The sequence below is a fragment of the Serratia sp. DD3 genome, from assembly GCF_000496755.2.
In genome coordinates this window covers 24,687-46,751 of sequence record NZ_AYKS02000067.1, presented here as the reverse complement: position 1 = coordinate 46,751, position 22,065 = coordinate 24,687, and the positions used below count along the sequence as shown (strand labels likewise).

Genomic DNA, 22,065 nt, shown 5'->3' with positions numbered 1-22,065 from the left:
TTTCGTTCCTAACAGATAACTGACTTATGACTGACCCACTAAGCCGAATTATTGCAACCGAACTGCAGGCCCGACCGGAGCAAGTTGACTCCGCTATCCGCCTGCTGGATGAAGGTAATACCGTGCCGTTTATCGCACGCTACCGTAAGGAAGTCACTGGTGGGCTGGATGACACCCAACTACGACAATTGGAAACTCGCCTGAGTTATTTGCGTGAACTGGAAGATCGCCGCCAAACCATTCTCAAATCCATTGATGAACAAGGCAAACTGACCGAGCCATTAGCCACGGCAATTAACGCCACGCAGAGTAAAACCGAGCTGGAAGATCTGTACCTGCCTTATAAGCCTAAACGGCGCACGCGCGGGCAAATAGCCATCGAAGCTGGGCTGGAACCGCTGGCTGACTCTCTTTGGCAGGATCCACAACAACAGCCAGAACAACTGGCGGAACAGTTTGTTGATGCAGAAAAAGGGATTAGTGATGTCAAAGCGGCACTGGATGGTGCGCGCTACATCCTGATGGAACGCTTTGCTGAAGATGCCACACTGTTGGCTAAAGTCCGTCATTACCTGTGGAAAAATGCCCATCTGGTATCCAAAGTGGTGGAAGGCAAAGAAGAAGTGGGCGCGAAATTCCGCGACTACTTTGACCACCATGAACCTATTGCTCAGGTCCCCTCACACCGTGCTTTAGCGATGTTCCGTGGCCGTAATGAAGGCATACTGCAACTGACGTTAAATGCCGATCCGCAGTTTGAAGAAACACCACGTGAAAGCCAGGGCGAGCTGATTGTCATCAATCACCTCAATCTGCGGCTGAACAACGCCCCCGCAGATGCCTGGCGCAAATCCGTGGTTAACTGGACATGGCGTATCAAGGTGTTACTGCATCTGGAAACTGAATTGATGAGTACCCTGCGTGAGCGTGCTGAAGATGAAGCGATCAACGTCTTCGCCCGCAACATGCACGACCTGCTGATGGCAGCACCAGCTGGTATGCGCGCCACCATGGGCCTGGATCCGGGCCTACGTACGGGCGTCAAAGTGGCGGTGGTCGATGCTACCGGCAAGCTGGTTGCTACCGATACCGTTTATCCACATACCGGGCAGACAGCAAAAGCGGCAGAGATCGTGGCTCGACTGTGCATCAAACACCAAGTTGAGCTGGTTGCCATCGGTAATGGCACCGCATCCCGGGAAACCGAGCGCTTCTATACGCAATTGCAACAGCAATTCCCGGCAGTGAATGCACAAAAAGTGATTGTCAGTGAGGCTGGCGCTTCCGTTTATTCTGCTTCTGAGTTGGCTGCGCTGGAGTTTCCAAACCTCGATGTATCGCTACGGGGAGCTGTTTCCATCGCCCGTCGCTTGCAAGATCCGCTGGCGGAGCTGGTAAAAATCGATCCTAAATCGATCGGTGTTGGTCAATACCAGCACGATGTCAGCCAGAGCCAGTTGGCGAAAAAGTTGGACTCGGTGGTAGAAGATTGTGTGAACGCGGTGGGTGTTGACCTCAATACCGCTTCGGTACCGTTATTGACGCGTGTAGCCGGTCTCACTCGCATGATGGCGCAAAACATCGTCACTTGGCGTGATGAGAATGGTCGCTTCAGCAACCGCGAGCAGTTGCTGAAAGTCAGTCGTTTAGGGCCAAAGGCCTTTGAACAATGCGCTGGCTTTTTACGCATCAACCACGGGGATAACCCGTTGGACTCCTCAACGGTTCACCCTGAAAGTTATCCGGTGGTAGAGCGTATTCTTGCCGCAACTCAGCAAGCATTGCAGGATTTGATGGGTAACCCCAATGCAATTCGCACTCTCAAAGCCAGTGACTTTACCGATGAAAAATTCGGTGTTCCCACCGTCACCGATATCCTCAAAGAGTTAGAGAAACCCGGGCGTGACCCTCGCCCAGAGTTTAAAACGGCACTCTTTGCTGAAGGTGTGGAAACGCTCAATGATCTGCAGATAGGCATGATCCTGGAAGGCTCAGTAACCAACGTCACTAACTTTGGTGCCTTTGTTGATATTGGTGTTCATCAGGATGGCTTGGTCCATATCTCATCGTTAGCGGATAAGTTCGTTGAGGATCCGCATACTGTGGTGAAAGCCGGTGACATCGTTAAAGTGAAGGTCATGGAAGTCGATTTGCAGCGTAAACGTATCGCGTTGAGCATGCGCCTTGATGAACAACCCGGTGAAGGTTCAGCTCGCCGTGGCGGCGGTAACAATAGCCCTGCCACGCGTAACCCCCCTGCCCGAGCCGCAGACAACAAAGCCAAGCCACGTAACAGCTCACCAGCCGGCAACAGCGCTATGGGAGATGCACTGGCCGCAGCTTTTGGCAAAAAAAGTTAAACCGATGCAATAGCCCGTTGCCGCCAACACCGCTGCAACGGGCCTAACGACAGCAGTCATCTGATTAACGATGAGTGCTGTCACACCCCATCATTATTGTCGAATACTTCCCATATTGAATTTGATAATCATTCTCATTAGTATTAGTCTGTTCTTTACTCAATGGTCGGAGTAGAATGCCCTAACCAACTTACCTTCACTTTATCAATGCAGGTAGCATGGGTAACAAAGGGTTCTGAACACGATGTTCCAGCAGAAAAGAGCGATCATTAAGAAGGTAATATGAATCTTCTTCCTAAACAGACATATAAAATTACCGGTTTCTCCAGCGAAATCAGCCCGGCCTATCGCCAGAAACTCCTGTCACTGGGAATGTTGCCCGGCTCGCTATTTAACGTCGTGCGGGTGGCTCCACTGGGTGATCCCATTGAAATAAAAACTCACCGCGTCAGCCTGGTGCTGCGGAAAAAAGATTTAGACCTGATTCTGCTTGAGAATCAACCGTAGCAGGATATCCGCCTGCCGCCGTTTTTTGCCGTCTTAACTGACTGACGGGTATCACGTTGTATGATGAAGAAAATAACTATTGGCTTAATCGGTAACCCGAATTCAGGGAAAACCACGCTGTTCAACCAACTTACCGGCGCGCGTCAGCATGTCGGTAACTGGGCTGGCGTCACGGTTGAACGCAAAGAAGGTCAGTTCAGCACTCCACAATCACAAGTGACGCTGGTTGACCTCCCCGGAACCTACTCGCTCACCACCATCTCAGAGCAAACCTCTCTGGATGAGCAGATTGCCTGCCACTATATCCTGGGCGGTGAAGCAGATTTGCTGATTAACGTGGTTGATGCCTCCAATCTGGAACGTAACCTCTACCTGACGCTCCAACTGCTGGAACTGGGTATTCCTTGTATCGTCGCCTTGAACATGCAGGATATCGCCAAAAGTCAGAATATCGAAATCGACATCGACGCCCTTTCTGATCGCCTCGGCTGCCCGGTGGTCTCGCTGATTTCCACCAAAGCCAATGGTATCGACAGCTTAAAGTGGACCATTGACCGTCATCAGTTTAACCAACTCAAACCACTGGTAAATTACCCGCCGCAGCTACAAGAAGAAATCGCCAAACTCACCGCTGCCATGCCACAGAATCTACCAACGGAACAGCGCCGCTGGCTGGCACTGCAAATGCTAGAAGGTGACATCTACAGTGTTCAGTTGGCAGGTGATGCGGTGAACATGCTGCCGCAGGTCAAACTGACGTTACAACAACACCTGGATGACCCAGCGCTGGTGATTGCTGATGCCCGTTACCAATCCATCGCTACCATTTGCAATGCCGTCAGCAACGCTCAGCAAGCTCAGCCCAACCGTCTGACCGCCGCCTTGGATCGCGTGATCCTCAACCGCTGGCTAGGTGTGCCGATCTTCCTGCTGGTGATGTACCTGATGTTCCTGTTAGCGATTAATATCGGTGGCGCTCTACAGCCGATTTTCGATCTCGGCTCAGCAGCGATCTTTATCCAGGGTATCCAATGGGTCGGCTACACGTTGCACTTCCCGGAATGGCTCACTATCTTCCTGGCACAAGGTGTGGGGGGCGGTATCAATACGGTTCTGCCGCTGGTGCCACAAATCGGCATGATGTATCTGTTCCTGTCATTTCTGGAAGACTCCGGTTATATGGCGCGCGCGGCGTTTGTGATGGATCGCCTGATGCAATTACTTGGGCTCCCTGGCAAATCTTTCGTCCCACTGATTGTCGGCTTTGGTTGTAACGTGCCGTCGATCATGGGCGCTCGCACGCTGGATGCCCAACGTGAACGGTTGATTACCATCATGATGGCACCGTTTATGTCATGTGGTGCCCGCTTGGCAATCTTCGCCGTATTCGCTGCCGCCTTCTTCGGCCAACATGGTGCGAGTGTGGTGTTCTCACTCTATATGCTGGGGATTGCGGTTGCTATCCTCACCGGCTTGGTATTGAAATACACCATCATGCGCGGTGAAGCCTCACCCTTTGTGATGGAATTACCGGTCTATCATGTGCCACATTTAAAAAGCCTGCTGCTGCAAACCTGGCAACGTCTGAAAGGGTTTGTGCTACGCGCAGGAAAAGTGATCGTGATAGCCAGTATCCTGATTGGCGGCCTGAACAGCTTCTCATTCAATGGTAAACCGGTAGATAACATCAATGATTCCGCCTTGGCGTCGGTGTCCAAAGTGCTCACGCCTCTGTTGCAGCCCATCGGGATTCACCCTGATAACTGGCAGGCTACCGTTGGCCTGGTTACCGGTGCAATGGCGAAAGAAGTGGTGGTTGGCACACTTAACACCTTGTATACCGCCGAACAGATCACTCAACAACCGTTTGATGCCGCCAGCTTTAACCTGCTTGATGAACTGGGGGCCGCGGCCAAAGAAACTTGGCAGAGTATCAAGCAAACCTTCAGCCTCAGTGTACTCGCCAACCCCATCGAGGCCAGCAAAGGCGATGGGGAAATGGACACCGGTTCAATGGGGGTGATGAGCAGCAAATTTGGTTCTGCCATCTCAGCCTACAGCTACCTGATCTTCGTGTTGCTGTATGTCCCTTGTGTTTCAGTGATGGGGGCCATTGCCCGTGAGTCTAGCCGTGGCTGGATGACCTTCTCCATTCTCTGGGGACTCAATGTGGCCTACTCACTGTCCACCCTGTTCTATCAAGTGGTAACCTTCAGCCAACATCCACAATACAGTATGGTGTCAATCCTGTTGGTGCTCCTGTTCAATGCACTGGTTCTGCTCGGTTTACGTAAAGCACGCAACCGCATCACCATCCGGCTACGCAGTGCAACCCCCGTGACATGCCAGCAGCATCCACAAGGTGATTGTCATTAATGGCCAGCTTGCTACAAATTCGTGATGCGCTGGCCCTGCTGGGCAGTGCCCAGGCACAGCAACTGAGCCGCCAATTGGCGACACCGTTGCCACTGGTAGAGGCGATTCTGGAACGCTTGACTGCGATGGGCAAGGTGGAACGTATTGAACAAAGCAGTCAATCCTGCCTGAGCGGTAGTTGCCGAAACTGCCCCCAAGGCCAAGGTTGTAGCTTGGTGGTTTATCGTTTGAAATGAACATCGGGGGCATCTCATTGATACCCCAGTTCATTCAAACGGCAGCAACAAATTGATGAATAATGCGAGCAAACTCCTCGGGGTGAGAAATAAAAGGGGCATGAGCCGCTTTGGGGATCACCACCGACGCCGAGTTTGGCCACAGTTCATCAAGCTGATGGGCCACTTTACGTGGGACCAGCCCGTCCAGAGCACCGTAAACGCGCAGTATGGGTAACGTTAAACTTATCAATTGCTGCCGCTGGTCTACAGTACGCAACATCTCCAATCCATTATCCAGAACTTCAACGCTCGGTATCGGTTGATTAAGCACCACCGTTTTCAACTGACGGGCATCCTGACGGGCACTCTCGGTACCCAAAGTCTGTAACGCCAGAAAACGCTCTACGGTCCGCTTGAAATCCTCGTTCAGCTGTTGCTGAAAGCGACTCAACACCTCGGGGAGGATCCCCGGCCACGGTGTTTGTGCGGTAAAACTTTGTGCGGTAAAACAAGGGGAAGAGGCGACGGTAATCAGCCCCATCACGCGTTCTGGCTGCATCCAGGCAACTTGCCCAGCCACCAGCCCGCCGAGTGACCAGCCTAACCAGTAAGCCTGTGCGGGGGCCCGGGCCAATAAAATCTCGGCCATTTGTGGTAAGGAAAGTGCACCATACCCTTGGCTGCGACCATAACCGGGCAGGTCGACCAGATGCAGACGAAAATGCGGCGCTAATCGCGCTACCGAGCAACCCCACACTTCCGCATTCAGCCCCCATCCGTGCAACAGCACAAGATCGCGATCGCCTTCACCTAATGTTTGCCAATACAACGCTGTCATCAATTATTGTCCTCACTACACTTCGCCTTGCCACTTGCATGACGATGGATCTAACACAAGGGGGGACTATGCTACCAATCCACAGCCGCTGTTGGCTATGCCGACAACCATTACAGCTTAAGCAACAGGGTATATGCAGTTACTGCCTACGCTTATTACCCAGTAACCCCTGTTGTTGCCCCTGCTGCGGTCTGCCCAGTGGCGACCCACATCAGCCCTGTGGCCGTTGCCTACTGAAACCGCCCCCTTGGCAGTCTCTGGTTTTTGTGACTGATTACCGTCCTCCGCTCAGCTCGCTGATTAAGCGTTTCAAGTTCCAGCGCACACCCGCACTGGCGACTACCTTGGCGCGTTTACTCCTGCTGCACTGGCTAAAGGCACGACGCGAACACTCTCTGAACAAACCGGAGATCATTTTATCCGTCCCGTTGCAGAATAAGCGTTGCTGGCGGCGTGGTTACAACCAAAGTGACCTGCTGGCGCGGCCATTGGCGCACTGGCTAGGGTGTGAGTATCATCCTGCGGCCTTACGCCGAGTGAGAGCCACCTCACCACAACAGCAATTGATAGCACGCTTACGACGGCGTAATCTACGTGGAGCTTTTCGCTGCGATGAAAATCTGGCTGGGCGGCATGTGGCTTTGCTGGATGATGTCGTCACCACTGGCAGCACCGTGGCAGAAATCGCTACACTACTACAGAAACAAGGTGTGGCATCATTACAGATATGGTGTATCTGCCGCACATTGTAGTACCACAGCAATAGGCGTATTATACCCTACTATAGAAGTCAACTATTGAGCTAACACTATGATTCGTATAACCGATGCTGCACAGGAACACTTTGCCAAATTGCTGGCGAATCAAGAAGAAGGCACCCAAATCCGCGTATTTGTGATCAACCCAGGTACGCCAACGGCTGAATGTGGCGTTTCCTATTGTCCACCCGATGCGGTGGAAGCCACGGATACTGAACTCAAGTTCGACAAACTCTCTGCTTACGTTGACGAACTCAGTGCGCCCTATTTGGAAGAGGCTGAAATCGACTTCGTGACCGACCAACTCGGTTCACAACTGACGCTAAAAGCACCTAACGCCAAAATGCGTAAGGTGACCGATGACGCGCCCCTGATGGAACGCGTAGAGTATGTGCTGCAATCGCAGATCAACCCACAGTTGGCGGGTCATGGCGGCCATGTGACGTTGATGGAAATTACTGACGACGGGCTGGCCATCCTGCAGTTTGGTGGGGGTTGCAATGGTTGTTCAATGGTTGATGTCACCTTGAAGGAAGGGATCGAGAAAGAGCTGCTACAGCGCTTCCCTGAACTCAAAGGTGTACGGGACCTGACCGAACATCAACGTGGTGAGCATTCATATTATTGATATTTAAGTCATCCCCCACTCATTTGACTGGGGGATGACTGATCAACCTGACAACGTTAAGCGACCGATACTTTCCTGCGTCGTTTATCTAAATCTTTCAATAAACGATTCACCTGCGGATCGGCAAACATCTCTTCCAGTGTATGGCTCAGTTTGCGCCGCCAGTTAGGATATTGATCACTGGTACCTGGAATATTCACCGGTTCCACCATGTTCAACCAATCTTCCGGCTGTAGACCAAGCAACGCACTGGCACTGTCAGCCACATAACGCTGCAGACCACGGTTAAGTGTCGGGTTCATTGCCAGCAAGAGTGCCTTCTTGCTCACCTTTTGTGGCACACAACCATAATGGTGCAGCCCATCCAGCAAGCCTTGCTTGGCGCGCTCTCGGTCAGCAAACAGTGTTTTAAGCACTTCGGCATCCGGGTAGAGCCCCAGTTTATTACCCAGCGTCAAATCACCACTTTGCCAATAACCACGCATTGTCGGCAGATCATGGGTGGTAATCGTCGCCATCGCCTGTACCGGGTAAGACTGCGGCGCACGGAACTGCTCTTCCTCATCATGCTCAAAATAGAGCACTTTGTAAGAGTAAATGCCGCTCTCACGCAATTTAGCGACAATCTCCACCGGTACCGTGCCAAGATCTTCACCAATCACCATACAGTGATGACGCTGGCTCTCTAACGCCAATAACGCCAGCAGATCGTCAACCGGATACTTTACATAGGCCCCCTGATCCGCCGTCTCACCGTAGGGGATCCACCATAAGCGCAACAACGCCATGACATGATCGATACGCAGAGCACCACAACTGGTCATGTTGGCACGGAGTAAGTCAATAAAAGGCTGATAGCCACGCGCCACCATGACGTGGGGATCCATCGGTGGTAACCCCCAATTCTGCCCCAGTGGACCAAGAATATCCGGCGGTGCCCCTACCGAAGCCTTCAGGCAATACAGATCCTGCTCGCACCAGGTTTCAGATCCCCCTTCTGCCACCCCCACAGCCAGATCCCGATACAAGCCAATCGGCATTTCCCGCTGCTGGCTTTGGCGGAAGCAGTCGCTAAACTGGCTGGCTGCCAGCCATTGCAACCACAGATAGAACCTGACTTCATCCTCATGCTGTTGGCAGAATGCCAACACTGCCGGGCTGTTGCCTTGGCGATAGGCTTCAGGCCAGACCGGCCAGCCCCACATACTGCTGTCTTGCGCCAAAAGATGGGCATGCAGTGCATCAAAAGCCGCCTGCTGATAGAGGCTGCTGCCACCTTGCTCAACAAAATGGGCAAATGCCTGTTTCAGCGCATCCTCTTCCTGACGAGCCTGAAACAGTGGAAAAGCCAGCTTCAGCGCGGTCAGTTTCAATTGCATCACCGCGCTATAATCTACCCAGTCACTGTTGCGCGCTTGCTCCAGTAACTGCTGTGTGGTGGCCTGATGCCACCACTGTTGGGCCCCTTCACTGCGTTGAAAGTCCTCTACTGCATTGACATCGATATACGCCACATTCAACCAGCGTCGGGAAGAAGGACTATAAGGGCTGGCACTTTCCGGGCTGGCTGGATAAAGAGCATGAATCGGGTTAAGCCCAACAAAGGCACCACCACGCTGCCCAACCTCATCGATCATCACGCGCAAGTCGCCAAAATCACCGATGCCCCAATTACGTGCGGAACGCAGCGTATAAAGTTGGACACAAGCCCCCCACAGCTTCTTGCCACTTAACAACACATCCGGTTCATAACAACGTTTCGGCGCGATAATCAGCCGGCAGGCCCATTGTTGTTCCCCCTGACTCAAGATGAGTTGATGATAGCCTAGTGGTAATTTGCCAGGCAGCGTCAAGGTTTTCCCCGCACTGGCGCGACCTTGTTGCTGGTGGCCATCTTCACAGTGCAACGTCCAGAGATATTCACCCTTGCCCGCTAGTGGCAAGGCCAACGGACTACCATGATAAAAAATTTTAACATTCGGTAGTGGAGCCCCCTCGGGCTGCGATGGGTTGCCACGCATCGCAGCCAGCAACTTACGCTTGGTTTCCGGCGAAGTCGCCTGGCGTTTACCATGGGCATTCATGTAGTTGGCAGCAATTCCGGCCTGGGTGGCCGCCTGATCAATACCTTTACTCATTCGCTCTCCTTAACGCTTGGCCTGCCAAATGCGCTGCTGGTAGTCGCGAATCGAACGGTCAGAACTGAACATACCTACACGGGCTGTGTTAAGGATAGTACGTCGTGTCCATTCACCGCTGTCACGATACAATTGATCCACCTGCTGTTGCGCCGTGCAGTAGCCAGCAAAATCGGCCAATACCAGATAAGGATCTCCCCCCGCCAACAAGCTGTGTAACATCATGTCAAAGGCGTGCTTATCACCATGGCTGAATGCGCCACTCGCCAACTCATCAAGCAGCGTTTTCAGGTGTTTATCTTTCTTACAATAACTACGCGGATCATAGCCTTTAGCCAGCAGGGCCTTCACCTGTTCCACCGTGTTACCAAAAATAAAGATATTATCCTCACCCACCTGCTGTGCGATCTCGACATTGGCACCATCCAGCGTACCGACGGTCAGGGCACCATTGAGTGCCAATTTCATATTACCTGTACCTGAAGCCTCTTTGCCCGCCGTAGAAATCTGTTCAGAAACGTCAGCGGCAGGGATCATCAATTCAGCGACAGAAACGCGATAGTCAGGAATAAAGACCACCTTCAGGCGTTCCTTAACGAGCGGATCGTTATTGATTTTTTCTGCTACCTGATTGATGGCGTAGATAATATTCTTCGCCAGGTCGTAACCCGGTGCCGCTTTGGCACCAAACAAAAACACCCGAGGCACGATATCCAATTGCGGGTTATCACGCAGTTGGCGATACAGCGAAAGGATATGTAGCAGGTTAAGATGTTGCCGCTTGTACTCGTGCAGGCGTTTGATCTGCACATCAAAGATGGCGTCCGGGTTGAGTGTCAGCCCCATCACCTGGTGAACATAGTTGGCCAACGCCACCTTGTTATCGCGCTTAATCTGCTGGTATTTGTCACAGAATGCGCCATCTTCGGCATATTTTTCCAACCCACGCAAAGCATCAAGGTCATTAGCCCACTCCACTTTCAAGGTGCTGTCGATAAGCTGTGACAACTGTGGGTTACACTGCTTGAGCCAGCGCCGTGGGGTGATGCCGTTAGTGACATTGTGGAACTTATTTGGCCATAGTTGGTGATATTCCGGGAACAGGTCTTTCACCACCAGGTCCGAGTGCAACTGTGCCACACCGTTAACCGCAAAGCCGCTGACAACACAGAGGTTAGCCATGCGTACCTGTTTGTTATGAACCACCGCCAGTTTGCCCCAAACCGTCTCATCACCCGGCCACTGCTTTTCCACCACCCGCTTAAAGTTGGCGTTGATCTGCATAATAATCGAGAAATGGCGCGGCAGCAGGCTGCGCACCAGCTTGGTGTCCCAACACTCCAGCGCCTCTGGCATCAATGTGTGGTTAGTATAAGCAAAGGTCTGGCTGGTAATCGCCCAAGCGGCATCCCAATCCAATTGGTGCTCATCGAGCAGAATTCGTAGCAGCTCAGGAATGGCGATGGTCGGATGGGTGTCATTAAGCTGGATCACTTCGTACTTGGGTAAATCTTCAATCTTACGCCCAGCCTGATGGTGTTTACGCAGAATGTCAGCCACTGAGCAAGCGCATTGGAAATACTGCTGCATCAAGCGTAGGCGCTTACCCGCCTGGTGGTTATCATTCGGATAGAGCACTTGGGTCAGCTTGGCCGCTTCAACACCCTGTTTTTCCGCCTGCAGGAATTTACCCTCATTGAACGCCGCCAAATCAAACGGATGAGCATGGCTTGCCTGCCACAAACGTAGCGGCTGGGTGACGCCATTGCGGTAGCCGATCACCGGCAAATCCCAAGCCTCACCGCGCAGAGTGAATGCCGGATGCCATAACTCACGGCCATCGGCCAACTTCTCCAGCTTGCCACCGATACCCACATCCACTGACAACGCCGCATTATGGCGGAACCAGGGGTAACTCTCGCGCTGCCAATTATCCGGTGCCTCTTGTTGCCGCCCCTCTTTGAAGGATTGACGGAACAAACCATATTGGTAGTTCAAACCATAACCCGTAGCCGGTTGCTCAACGGTGGCCATTGAGTCGAGGAAACAGGCAGCTAAACGCCCCAAGCCACCATTCCCCAATGCCGGGTCAGTTTCCTGTTCCAATAGGTCCGCCAATTTCACATTCTGCTCTGCCAGTACGGTTTCTACAGTGTCATACCAACCAAGATTGATCAGATTATTGGCGGTCAGGCGGCCAATCAGAAATTCCATTGAGATGTAGTTCACATGGCGCAACGAAAGGCTGTTTTTACTCGGTGCTGGCTGTGCGCCCAATTGTTCGGCAAGAGCTGCACTCACAGCTTCCCACCATTGATGCTGAGTCATCTGCTGTGCGGAGATGAGGCCAAAACGCTGCCACTGACGAGTCAGCGCAGCCTGAAAAACACCCTTATCGAGCATAAGTTGTGGCATAAGAAAAACTCTCTATCGGATAAATGAGCCAATTTTTTCACTATCGTGCCGGGGAGAAGAGATAACAGCATCATCCCGCTTGAGGATTAGCTGGGGAGGAGGATTGGGGCGTAGCTGGAATTGTGATCTTGGACACTGTTTAACCCCCTTCTAGCGAAGCCATTAACTCATAAGAGTCATCAATGCACAGCAAAATAGCGGGCTGGTCTACGACATTAACCTATCCTTATTACCCTGTAATAGACAAGGGCATTACTACCTGTCTATACAACAAACTGCGATGGTGTCTACCTAAAAAATGTGATCAATAGCAATTAAACTCTAAGCCAAAACTTATCCTTGTTGCATTACGTTTGCTGATGTTCGAATTTAATAAGCGCTATTAATTACGAACCACAAAATAATTAGTGCAACTTCAGTAGTAAAACAGGATCATGTTACAAGGAGATGCTGTTAGCGACTCCTTCAGCGGCAGGGACCATACTTTACATCTGGAATATTATGCTGATTCCATCAAAACTGAGCCGCCCGGTACGGCTACAAAATACCGTGGTACGTGAACGTCTACTGGCGAAGTTAGCCGGTGCAGCGAACTATCGCCTGACGTTGGTCAATTGCCCCGCAGGATATGGTAAGACCACCTTAGTGGCACAGTGGGCCGCCGATAAATCTGATTTGGGTTGGTATTCTCTGGACGAGAGTGACAACCAGCCAGAGCGCTTTGCCAGTTATCTGATCGCCGCGCTACAGCAAGCGACTAACGGCCACTGCGTGAAAAGTGAAGCATTAAGCCAAAAACACCAGTACGCCAGTCTCTCCACACTCTTTTCACAACTGTTTATTGAGCTTTCTGATTGGCATCAACCTTTGTACCTGGTGATTGATGATTACCATCTGATCACCAATGACCTGATCCACGAAGCGATGCGTTTCTTCCTGCGCTACCAGCCAGAGAATCTGACGCTATTTTTGCTCACGCGCACCTTACCGCCAATTGGCATCGCCAACCTGCGCGTACGCGACCAATTATTAGAATTGAATACACAACAACTGGCGTTTACCCATCCGGAGGCCAAACAGTTCTTTGACTGCCGTCTGAGCTCACCTCTAGAACAAGATGACAGTAGCAGCCTGTGCGATGAAGTTGCTGGCTGGGCAACCGCACTACAGCTGATCGCCCTCTCGGCTCGCCAATCTCCCTCATCGGCTCAACAATCCGCCAAACGTCTGGCCCGGCTCAACGCTAGCCACCTTTCCGATTATCTGGCTGATGAAGTCCTGGATCGCGTTGATCCCCATTCCCGGGCATTTCTGTTGCGTTGTTCCGTATTGCGCTCAATGAACGACTCACTGATCGTTCGCCTGACGGGGGAAGATAATGGCCAACAGCGGCTGGAAGAGCTGGAGCGGCAAGGGTTATTTATCCATCGCATGGACGATACCGGTGAATGGTTCTGCTTCCACCCACTTTTCGCCTCATTTTTGCGTCAGCGCTGCCAGTGGGAATTGGCGCTGGAGTTACCAGACTTGCATCATACCGCCGCCGAAGGCTGGCTGGCACTGGGTTACCCGGCAGAGGCCATTCACCATGCGTTGGCAGCCAGCGATGTCAGCATGTTACGCGACATCCTGTTGCAACATGCCTGGTCGCTGTTCCACCACAGTGAGCTGGCACTGTTAGAGGAGTGCTTAAACGCATTACCTTATGAACAACTGGTGCAGATACCCAAACTGGCGCTATTGCAAGCCTGGTTGGCACAAAGCCAACACCGTTACAACGAAGTCAACACCCAACTGGAGCGGGCTGAACAGGCCATGCGCCAGCAGCAACTCACCATTGACCAAACGTTGCATGCGGAGTTTGACGCACTGCGAGCCCAAGTGGCCATCAACGCCGGCAAACCGGAAGAAGCCGCGCGGTTAGCCAGCGAAGCCTTAAAATTCCTGCCACTGTCCAGTTATTACAGTCGCATCGTGACCACTTCGGTGACCGGTGAAGTTCACCATTGTAAAGGCGAGCTGGCGCGAGCGTTGCCGATAATGCAACAGACAGAACAGATGGCCCGTCGCCATCAAACTTATCATTATGCGCTGTGGGCTCTGTTACAACAGAGTGAGATTCTGATTGCCCAAGGTTTTCTGCAAGCCGCCTATGAAACCCAGGAAAAAGCCTTCGAACTGGTACATGAGCAGCATCTGGAACAACTGCCCATGCACGAGTTCCTACTGCGTATCCGCTCACAACTTCTCTGGTCATGGTCAAGATTGGGTGAAGCGGAAGAGGCTGCCCGTGAAGGGTTGAAGATTTTAGCCAACTACCAACCCCAGCAACAGTTACAATGCTTGGCCATGTTGGCAAAATGCGCCTTGGCACGGGGCGATCTGGATAATGCCAACCGCTATTTGCAACGTTGCGACGACCTGCAACAAGGCGCGCAATACCACCGCGACTGGATCACCAATGCGGATAAACCACGCGTGATTTATTGGCAGATGACCGGTGATACCACTGCGGCGGCCCATTGGCTCCGCCATACCGAAAAACCCGGCATGGCGGACAACCACTTTATGCAGGGGCAATGGCGTAATATTGCCCGTGTGCAAGTCCTGCTTGGTCAGTATGAAGAAGCAGAAGTGGTGCTCGACGAATTAAACGATAATGCTCGCCGCCTGCGCCTGGTAAGCGACCTCAACCGTAATTTACTGCTCAGCAATCAACTCTACTGGCAGATGGACCGCAAAAGCGATGCGTTACGGGTTCTGATAGAGGCGCTTTCACTGGCTAATCGTACCGGGTTTATCAGCCACTTTGTTATCGAAGGGGAACCGATAGCCCAACAATTACGTCAATTGCTTCAGCTCAACACCTTGCCGGAAATGGAACAACATCGTGCGCAACGTATTCTGCGCGATATTAACCAGCACCATCGCCACAAATTTGCCCATTTTGACGAAAACTTTGTCGATAAACTGCTGACGCATCCGCAAGTACCGGAGCTGATCCGCACCAGCCCCCTGACCCAGCGTGAATGGCAAGTGTTGGGGCTGATTTACTCCGGTTACAGCAATGAACAGATCGCCAATGAACTGGATGTGGCTGCCACCACCATCAAAACCCATATCCGTAATCTGTATCAAAAGCTCGGGGTCGCCCACCGGCAAGAAGCGGTACAACAGGCACAACAATTGCTGAAAATGATGGGTTACGGCGCTTAGAACATCAGCATTTGAGTCTGCTCAAATGCTGATGAAAAACGCCAAGTGTTTTTATACTCGTCATCAATCTCAATAAAGCGGCGGCGCTGTTGAGCTTAAGTCTATTATTTAGCGTATGAAGGTTGAATTAACCCTTTTATATCCTGATATAACGCCTGTGGGATCGCCAAGCCCTGTTTCAGAGCCCGTTCACGCGCCAGGTAACGGCGCTGTCCGGGCAGCCTGGCCCCCTGGCTGACCATCTCGGCGAACATCTTTTCAGCTCGAGAAAAATGCTGCTCTTTTTCTGCCCCCAAAAAGCGCTCTGGATCAATGGCAATAATCAGTTCCCCACCACGTGGCGATGAGCGAGTCCCCTCATCAAAGGCCAGCGATTCAACACTGGTCATATCGCCGATCAACGGACCGGCAATCAACTCAACCATGGCCGCTAACGCCGAGCCTTTATGGCCCCCAAAGGTCAGCATCGCCCCTTCCAGCACCGCAGCCGCATCCGTTGTTGCCTCGCCCTGAGCGGTGATCCCCCACCCTTCGGGGATCGGTTTCCCGGCTCGCCGATGCAGCTCAATCTCACCTCTTGCCACCATGCTGGTGGCCAAGTCAAAGATAAAAGGTGGATGGTTCGGCCGAGGCCAACCAAAAGCAATGGGATTCGTGCCAAACAGTGGACGATGCCCCCCCGCAGGGGTAACCCAAGCATGGCTGGGGGTAAATGCCAAGGCAACCAGACCCGCTTCCGTCAGGGGCTCAATGTCCATCCATAACGCAGAAAAATGGACACAATTATTGATCGCCAATACGCCAATGCCTAATTGACGGGTCTGCTCAATCAATAAAGGAAGCGCTTGTCGATGCGCCAATAACGAGAATGCTCCCTGTGCATCCGCGCGTACCAACGCGGGTGTCTGGCGTGTAATCACCGGCATGGCATCCGCAGACACTTTGCCAGCCTTAAGCGAATGGACACAACCCAACAGCCGATAGAGACCATGCGAGGCACAACCGTCACGCTCACCCGCCGTGACATTTTCCGCCACCACCTGCGCATGCCGCTCGCTGAACCCATTCGATAACAGAGCTGAATAAGCTAACTGATGCACCTGCGCCACCGTCATCTGTACCGTACTTTCCCGATCTTTCATACACGCTGTCTCCATTGTTCATCAATCCTCATCGTCATGGGGCAAATTGGCCTTCGGCAAACAAGTATGAGCCCCCCAATAAAACACCAGCAATGCGATCACCGCGACCATCAAGGTATCCCAAGGCTCAGGCACGATACCGCGCCCGCCAAAAGTCCCCAGGTAAGAAGCCGCCATCATCAGGGCATAAAAACCGATCAGCCAGAAAGACGAAAACACCTGTTGCTTAAAACTGACCTTATCTACCGGAACAAATTTCTTACACAGCACATACACCACAAACATGGCGATTTGCAGCCCTAAGAGCCAAGACACCGTGCCCCAGCCAGACCAGTAGACAATCAGGGCTGAAATAATAAATGACAGTGGAGCCAACACAGCGAACCCGCGTACATAGAAGGGGCGTTTCAGATCGGGGGCGTTGCGGCGCAGCCCTGCGGCCGTCACCGGGGCCAGCGCATAACTCAGTACCAGCGCGGCAGACACCACACCGATTAGGGTTTCCCACGAGGGGAAGGGAAGCGTCCAGAAAATCGACAGACCAAACGTCAGCCATAGAGCAGGGCGAGGGATGCCGGAGTCAGCATCAATCCGCGTGAAAACCTTAAATAAAGTCCCACTGCGGGCCCAACCGTACACCACTCGCGGTGTGGCATTCATGTAAATATTACCGGTACCACTGGGTGAGACCACCGCGTCACTCACCACTAAAAATGCCAACCACCCCACCCCGAGCATCAACGCAATATCGCGATAAGGCAGAGTGAAATGTTGCACTATCGAGCCCCAGCCATTGGCAAGTAACGCCGTAGGCACCCCACCAAGAAACGCCAGTTGCAACATCACATAGATAATTGTGGAAAGCACCACCGACAGGATCAGGGCGATCGGAATAGTACGCTGCGGATTTTCTACCTCACCGGCCACCGAAACAATGGGGGTCAGCCCCAGATAAGCAAAAATTATCCCACCCGCAGAGATCGCCGATTGCACCCCAGCAGCACCAAATGGCGCAATCCCTTGTACAGTGAGATTATCGGGGTTGAAAAAAGTAAACAGGACACCAATCACCAGTAGCGGCACCACAAACTTGAAAATACTGATGATGTTATTGGACTTGGCGAACGTTTTGACACTGTAATAGTTCAAGTAAAAGAAGAAGCAGAGCAGTGCCAACTGCACGCCCCACCCAAGCAGGGTCGGGCTGCTGGAACCGACTTGTGTCAACGAGGGAAACCAGGCTGCCGCATATTGGCGCGCGGCGACCACTTCAATGGCGATCAGGCTGGAGAAGGCAATAAGGGTAATCGACCCCATTAAATACCCCATCAACTCGCCATGTGAAAAAACGGGGTAACGGATCACCCCGCCCGCCTTGGGCAAGGCCGCCCCCAGTTCACAATAGACAATCCCTAGAAGCAACACAGCAACCCCACCAATCAGCCAAGAGTAAATCCCGGCAGGCCCGGCAATGGCAGCCACATGGCTGGCTGCGAACAGCCAGCCGGAACCAAAAATGGCCCCCAGACCAATAAATGTTAAATCGGTCAGCGTCAGCCGCTTTTTAAACCTTCCTTGAACAAGACCCTTACTCTGAATAGGTGTTTCGCATTGAGATAGTGACATTGATGTAACCCTCTATTGATGAGCTTCATAATGATTCGCGGGTATAAACGCCATTGACTAAACGCAATAAATTGAGTGGGTTGGTATCCTGCAAGGCATCCGGTAGCAGGATTTGAGGGTAATTTTGGAAGCAGACTGGGCGTAAAAAACGCTCAATCGCGAGTGTACCGACCGACGTCCCTCTGGCATCACTGGTGGCGGGATAAGGCCCACCATGAACCATCGCATCACACACCTCGACGCCAGTCGGGTAACCATTGATGATTAATCGCCCGGCTTTATGCGTCAGTAGCTGTGTAAGTGAATGGGCTTGTGCAATTTCTGCCTCTTCACCAATCAGGGTGGCGGTCAGTTGTCCTTGCAGACCCTGTAAAGCCTGAAACAACTCGGCTTCATTGGCCGCTTCAACGACCACGGCAACCGGGCCAAAGACCTCTTCTTGCAACAGGGGAGACTGATCAAGCAACAAAGCAATATCCGCACGAAACAGTTGCGCCGATGCCTGCTCGGCAACACCACTCTGCCCAGCAATCCGCTCAATCCTCGGGTGCTGCTCTAAGGCGATGATACCCTGTTGAAAGCTCTGTAATGTCCCTGGGTTCAGCATGGTTTGCGCTGGGGAAGAAGTTACCTCTTGGCATAACTTGTTGACAAAACGCTCAAAATTGCTGGACCGCACACCGATAATGACTCCAGGCTTGGTACAAAGCTGGCCACATCCCAAGGTGAACGATGCCGCCAGATCTTGCGCAATCCGCTCGGCACCTGAACTCAACGCCTGCGGCATCACCACCACGGGGTTAATGCTCGACATCTCAGCAAAAACTGGGATAGGTTGCGGGCGACGCATCGCCAGATCAAACAACGCCCGGCCACCCGCCAGTGAACCGGTAAATCCAACCGCTTTGATTTCTGGATGTTGTACTAAATCAGCACCGATCTGACCGCCATACAGCATATTAAATACCCCAGCAGGCATAGCGTGTTTAACTCTCGCCCGTTCAATGGCGCGCCCAACCCACTCTGCCGTCGCCATATGACCGCTATGTGCTTTAAACACCACCGGACAACCGGCTGCCAACGCTGCGGCGGTATCCCCCCCTGCGGTGGAAAAGGCCAGGGGAAAATTACTGGCACCAAATATCGCCACAGGCCCGATTGCTACGCGGTACTGGCGCAGATCAGGGCGTGGCAGCGGTGTCCTGTGCGGTAATGCGCTATCGATGCGTGCACCGTAAAAATCACCACGTCGCAATAGCGCTGCAAACAGCCGCATCTGCCCACTGGTTCTGGCACGTTCCCCTTGGATCCTTGCTACAGGTAAGGCGGTCTCTGCCGCCACCAACGCAATAAACTCATCACCCAGTGCATCCAGCTCATCCGCAATACCCGCAAGAAAATCGGCTCTTTGTGCTGCATCGGTCTGACTATAGGCGGGGAAAGCCCGTGCAGCGGCTAACGCTGCACGATCCACTTCAGTGGCTGTCCCCTGATAAAAACGATATCCGCTAGGCTGGCCATTCGCCGCACAGAGACTGACCAGTTTACGTTCACCTTCAGCGACACGTTCACCGCCAATAAACTGCCGCCCGCTGTCTTGCTGCTCTGTAAAATGTGTCATTTACACTCCATTATTCAATTGGTTATTGAAAAAACACATTTAGAGTCCAACATCCGGCAATGTCGTTGGTCGGCAAGCCAGCGCTTTTTCAACCACTGCCTTCACCTCAGCCAAGGTCTGACCTTCCAGAGGCAAACGTGGTGGCCGAGTGATGGCACTACCACGGCCGACCATTTCCTCACACAGTTTGATGCACTGCACCAGGTCAGGACGATAATCAAGGTGGAGCAATGGCATAAACCAGCGATAAAGTGCTAATGCCTCGTCAAAACGCCCCTGCTTTGCCAGGCGGAATAACGTTTCACCCTCGCGAGGAAAGACATTGGACATCCCAGAGACCCATCCAGCAGCCCCCACCGCGACACACTCCAGTACCACATCGTCCAGCCCCGCAAACAACACAAAGCGATCCCCCACCGCATTAGGAATATCAATGAAAGGGCGCGTGTTCCCAGAGGAATCCTTGAACGCCACGATGTTGTCACAATCGGCCATGGTGGTGAGGACATCGGGAGTGACATCGTTTTTGTAGATCAACGGGTTGTTGTAGAGCATGATCGGTAGGTCGGTTGAGGCGGCAATGGTACGAAAATAAGCAACGGTTTCACGGATCGTCGGGCTATACACCAACGGCGGCATCAGCATAATGCCATCCGCCTGCGCTTTACCGGCTTCCGCCACCATTTCACGCGCATTGGCGGTGGTCAGTTCCGCCACACCGGATAAGACCGGCACCTGACCAGCAGCGGCATCCACGGCAACTTCAATAACAGAACGTTTTTCTTGGGTCGTCATTGAGGTGTTTTCCCCCACGGTGCCATTGACCACCAAGCCTGAAACACCATCCTTCACCAAGTTTTTGATCACGCGATGTGTCGCGTCGAGATCCAAAGAGAAATCCGCTTTAAACTGAGTGCTTACCGCAGGAAAAACACCGTGCCAGTTCACTGTTTTATGGCTCATATTGTCACACCTATTCGTTAAGTCATGAGGTAAATGGATATACCTTTCATCCTTTAAGAAGCAGTGGTGTTGGCGGCTTCCACTCGCTTGCCGCCTACCTGCAACTTCATTGAACTTGGGCATAGAAGGCCACCAGGGAAATGTTAATTTAATGTAAACCAATGGTGAACTTCTGCCCCATACTGACAATGAACCCGTCACTCCGCTTGAGGGTTTTCTCTGATTGCTATGATGAAATCAGCATAGTGATCTGGAATGCCGAAACGCGTAATGGCTATCACTGCCAGCATAAAGTGTGAGAAAAAGGGGGCGGAGCAACGAAAACAGCACAACAGTGGCTAGCCAGTTCAAGGGCGATCAACCAGGAAATGGGTGGGGATTGGACCTGCGGATCACCGCTACTTCAGCGATAATCGAAAACACCGTGGTGTGGTGCCAGTGAGTGCTTTAAATTGACGGCTAAAAGCACTGTGGTCAGTATAGCCACAATGCAGTGCAATCTCGGTGATCGGCATGTCGGTTGCCAGCAATTCAGATGCTTTCTCCAAGCGGACTTTATGGATCATCTGCCGGGGAGTCAGGTGGAAAATACGTTTACAGTAACGTTCCAACTGTGCCACAGACAAACCCGTCAACTGAGTCAATTCACTCATCATTATCGGCTGGCTGTAATGTTGGCGGATATAATCATCCACGGCGACCAAGCGACGATAAGCCGGATGGTTGGCCTTGGCTTGTTGTAAATCGTAAGAAATCCCTGCCATACCGATGATCCTGCCCTGCACATCATAAAGCGGTAGTTTCTGAGTTAAACACCAGCCTGTTTCTCGACCCGCATACAGGTGCATTTCCAACTGATCCTGTATTCGCATCCCCTGCTGTAATACACGCTGATCCTGTTCGGTATAGCCAAAACCCAGCTTGGATGGAAAGACTTCTGACGACGTTTTTCCTAGGAGTGAGGCAACAGTTTTAAAGCCACAACGTTTGGCAAGCGTCAAATTGGCAATCAGGTAACGAGCTTCACTGTCTTTGATAAAAAAAACCACATTCGAGATAGCGTTCAGCAAGGGCGTGATCAGGGCAATGGCATTGAGTACCGCGTTGATATCCTGCGGGCGCTGGAATACTAATCCCTCACATAGTGTGGCTAATTGGTCAACAGACAGTGTGGCCGAGGCGGCGACGGGTGATTCAGTGATGGTCTGATCTGCTGCAGCCGGAAAGTCTATTTCAAAGGTCTGGTCCATTAGTTAACC

At 52.3% G+C, this 22,065-nt stretch carries 15 protein-coding genes; 7 read left to right on the top strand and 8 right to left on the bottom strand.

The window, feature by feature from the left end; genetic code table 11:
• Positions 1-26 precede the first annotated feature (26 nt).
• From IO95_RS11800 to IO95_RS11785, 4 genes are all read left to right on the top strand, one after another.
• Positions 27-2,360 (top strand): Tex family protein, encoded by a 2,334-nt coding sequence (locus IO95_RS11800; RefSeq protein ID WP_023490086.1) that lies wholly within the window; start codon positions 27-29, stop codon positions 2,358-2,360.
• Between the two features lie 282 nt (positions 2,361-2,642).
• Entirely contained in the window at positions 2,643-2,867 is a 225-nt protein-coding gene (feoA, locus tag IO95_RS11795; protein ID WP_023490085.1) for a ferrous iron transporter A, read from the top strand.
• A gap of 63 nt (positions 2,868-2,930) precedes the next feature.
• Positions 2,931-5,243 (top strand): Fe(2+) transporter permease subunit FeoB, encoded by a 2,313-nt coding sequence (gene feoB / locus IO95_RS11790; RefSeq protein WP_037385568.1) that lies wholly within the window; start codon positions 2,931-2,933, stop codon positions 5,241-5,243.
• Positions 5,243-5,479, top strand: a complete 237-nt coding sequence (locus tag IO95_RS11785) for a FeoC-like transcriptional regulator (protein ID WP_023490083.1) — start codon at positions 5,243-5,245, stop codon at positions 5,477-5,479. Before feoB ends, IO95_RS11785 begins: the two co-directional genes overlap by 1 nt.
• A gap of 34 nt (positions 5,480-5,513) precedes the next feature.
• Here the strand turns inward: IO95_RS11785 and bioH are convergent, their stop codons facing one another.
• Positions 5,514-6,299 (bottom strand): pimeloyl-ACP methyl ester esterase BioH, encoded by a 786-nt coding sequence (gene bioH, locus IO95_RS11780; RefSeq protein ID WP_023490082.1) that lies wholly within the window; start codon positions 6,297-6,299, stop codon positions 5,514-5,516.
• Positions 6,300-6,367: 68 nt separating this feature from the next.
• Between bioH and gntX the strand changes: the two genes are divergently transcribed.
• Both gntX and nfuA read left to right on the top strand, forming a co-directional pair.
• Complete coding sequence (gene gntX, locus IO95_RS11775; protein ID WP_023490081.1) at positions 6,368-7,051, top strand: DNA utilization protein GntX; 684 nt, start codon at positions 6,368-6,370, stop codon at positions 7,049-7,051.
• A 58-nt stretch (positions 7,052-7,109) separates the two neighbouring features.
• The gene (gene nfuA / locus IO95_RS11770; protein WP_023490080.1) at positions 7,110-7,685 is read left to right on the top strand and encodes a Fe-S biogenesis protein NfuA; all 576 of its coding nucleotides are present in this window, start codon (positions 7,110-7,112) and stop codon (positions 7,683-7,685) included.
• Positions 7,686-7,741: 56 nt separating this feature from the next.
• On the opposite strand, the gene malQ is transcribed toward nfuA, so the two are convergent.
• Positions 7,742-9,823 (bottom strand): 4-alpha-glucanotransferase, encoded by a 2,082-nt coding sequence (malQ, locus tag IO95_RS11765; RefSeq protein ID WP_023490079.1) that lies wholly within the window; start codon positions 9,821-9,823, stop codon positions 7,742-7,744.
• Between the two features lie 9 nt (positions 9,824-9,832).
• Positions 9,833-12,238, bottom strand: coding sequence for a maltodextrin phosphorylase (gene malP / locus IO95_RS11760; RefSeq protein ID WP_023490078.1), 2,406 nt, complete (start codon positions 12,236-12,238; stop codon positions 9,833-9,835).
• 501 nt (positions 12,239-12,739) lie between these two features.
• On the opposite strand from malP, the gene malT reads away from it, so the two are divergent.
• A complete protein-coding gene (malT, locus tag IO95_RS11755) occupies positions 12,740-15,454 on the top strand; it encodes an HTH-type transcriptional regulator MalT (protein WP_037385565.1) in 2,715 nt (904 codons plus the stop codon).
• A 104-nt stretch (positions 15,455-15,558) separates the two neighbouring features.
• On the opposite strand, the gene IO95_RS11750 is transcribed toward malT, so the two are convergent.
• The 5 genes from IO95_RS11750 to IO95_RS11730 form a co-directional block, all read right to left on the bottom strand.
• Positions 15,559-16,596 carry an Ldh family oxidoreductase gene (locus IO95_RS11750; RefSeq protein WP_023489105.1) on the bottom strand — a complete coding sequence of 346 codons (1,038 nt, stop codon included), beginning with the start codon at positions 16,594-16,596 and terminating at the stop codon, positions 15,559-15,561.
• A 21-nt stretch (positions 16,597-16,617) separates the two neighbouring features.
• Positions 16,618-18,222 carry an APC family permease gene (locus IO95_RS11745; protein ID WP_023489104.1) on the bottom strand — a complete coding sequence of 535 codons (1,605 nt, stop codon included), beginning with the start codon at positions 18,220-18,222 and terminating at the stop codon, positions 16,618-16,620.
• Between the two features lie 25 nt (positions 18,223-18,247).
• On the bottom strand, positions 18,248-19,843 hold the full coding sequence (locus IO95_RS11740; RefSeq protein WP_023489103.1) for an aldehyde dehydrogenase (NADP(+)): 1,596 nt from the start codon (positions 19,841-19,843) through the stop codon (positions 18,248-18,250).
• Between the two features lie 39 nt (positions 19,844-19,882).
• Positions 19,883-20,806 (bottom strand): dihydrodipicolinate synthase family protein, encoded by a 924-nt coding sequence (locus tag IO95_RS11735; protein WP_023489102.1) that lies wholly within the window; start codon positions 20,804-20,806, stop codon positions 19,883-19,885.
• Positions 20,807-21,204: 398 nt separating this feature from the next.
• Entirely contained in the window at positions 21,205-22,056 is an 852-nt protein-coding gene (locus tag IO95_RS11730; RefSeq protein ID WP_023489101.1) for an AraC family transcriptional regulator, read from the bottom strand.
• Positions 22,057-22,065 lie beyond the last annotated feature (9 nt).

Coding starts and splice junctions, on each gene's coding strand:
- feoB (WP_037385568.1), top strand. CDS start 2,931: ATGAAGAAAATAACTATTGGCTTAATCGGTAACCCGAATTCAGGGAAA.
- feoA (WP_023490085.1), top strand. CDS start 2,643: ATGAATCTTCTTCCTAAACAGACATATAAAATTACCGGTTTCTCCAGC.
- gntX (WP_023490081.1), top strand. CDS start 6,368: ATGCTACCAATCCACAGCCGCTGTTGGCTATGCCGACAACCATTACAG.
- nfuA (WP_023490080.1), top strand. CDS start 7,110: ATGATTCGTATAACCGATGCTGCACAGGAACACTTTGCCAAATTGCTG.
- IO95_RS11750 (WP_023489105.1), bottom strand. CDS start 16,596: ATGAAAGATCGGGAAAGTACGGTACAGATGACGGTGGCGCAGGTGCAT.
- IO95_RS11785 (WP_023490083.1), top strand. CDS start 5,243: ATGGCCAGCTTGCTACAAATTCGTGATGCGCTGGCCCTGCTGGGCAGT.
- IO95_RS11730 (WP_023489101.1), bottom strand. CDS start 22,056: ATGGACCAGACCTTTGAAATAGACTTTCCGGCTGCAGCAGATCAGACC.
- IO95_RS11740 (WP_023489103.1), bottom strand. CDS start 19,843: ATGACACATTTTACAGAGCAGCAAGACAGCGGGCGGCAGTTTATTGGC.
- IO95_RS11745 (WP_023489104.1), bottom strand. CDS start 18,222: ATGTCACTATCTCAATGCGAAACACCTATTCAGAGTAAGGGTCTTGTT.
- IO95_RS11800 (WP_023490086.1), top strand. CDS start 27: ATGACTGACCCACTAAGCCGAATTATTGCAACCGAACTGCAGGCCCGA.
- malQ (WP_023490079.1), bottom strand. CDS start 9,823: ATGAGTAAAGGTATTGATCAGGCGGCCACCCAGGCCGGAATTGCTGCC.
- IO95_RS11735 (WP_023489102.1), bottom strand. CDS start 20,806: ATGAGCCATAAAACAGTGAACTGGCACGGTGTTTTTCCTGCGGTAAGC.
- malP (WP_023490078.1), bottom strand. CDS start 12,238: ATGCCACAACTTATGCTCGATAAGGGTGTTTTTCAGGCTGCGCTGACT.
- malT (WP_037385565.1), top strand. CDS start 12,740: ATGCTGATTCCATCAAAACTGAGCCGCCCGGTACGGCTACAAAATACC.
- bioH (WP_023490082.1), bottom strand. CDS start 6,299: ATGACAGCGTTGTATTGGCAAACATTAGGTGAAGGCGATCGCGATCTT.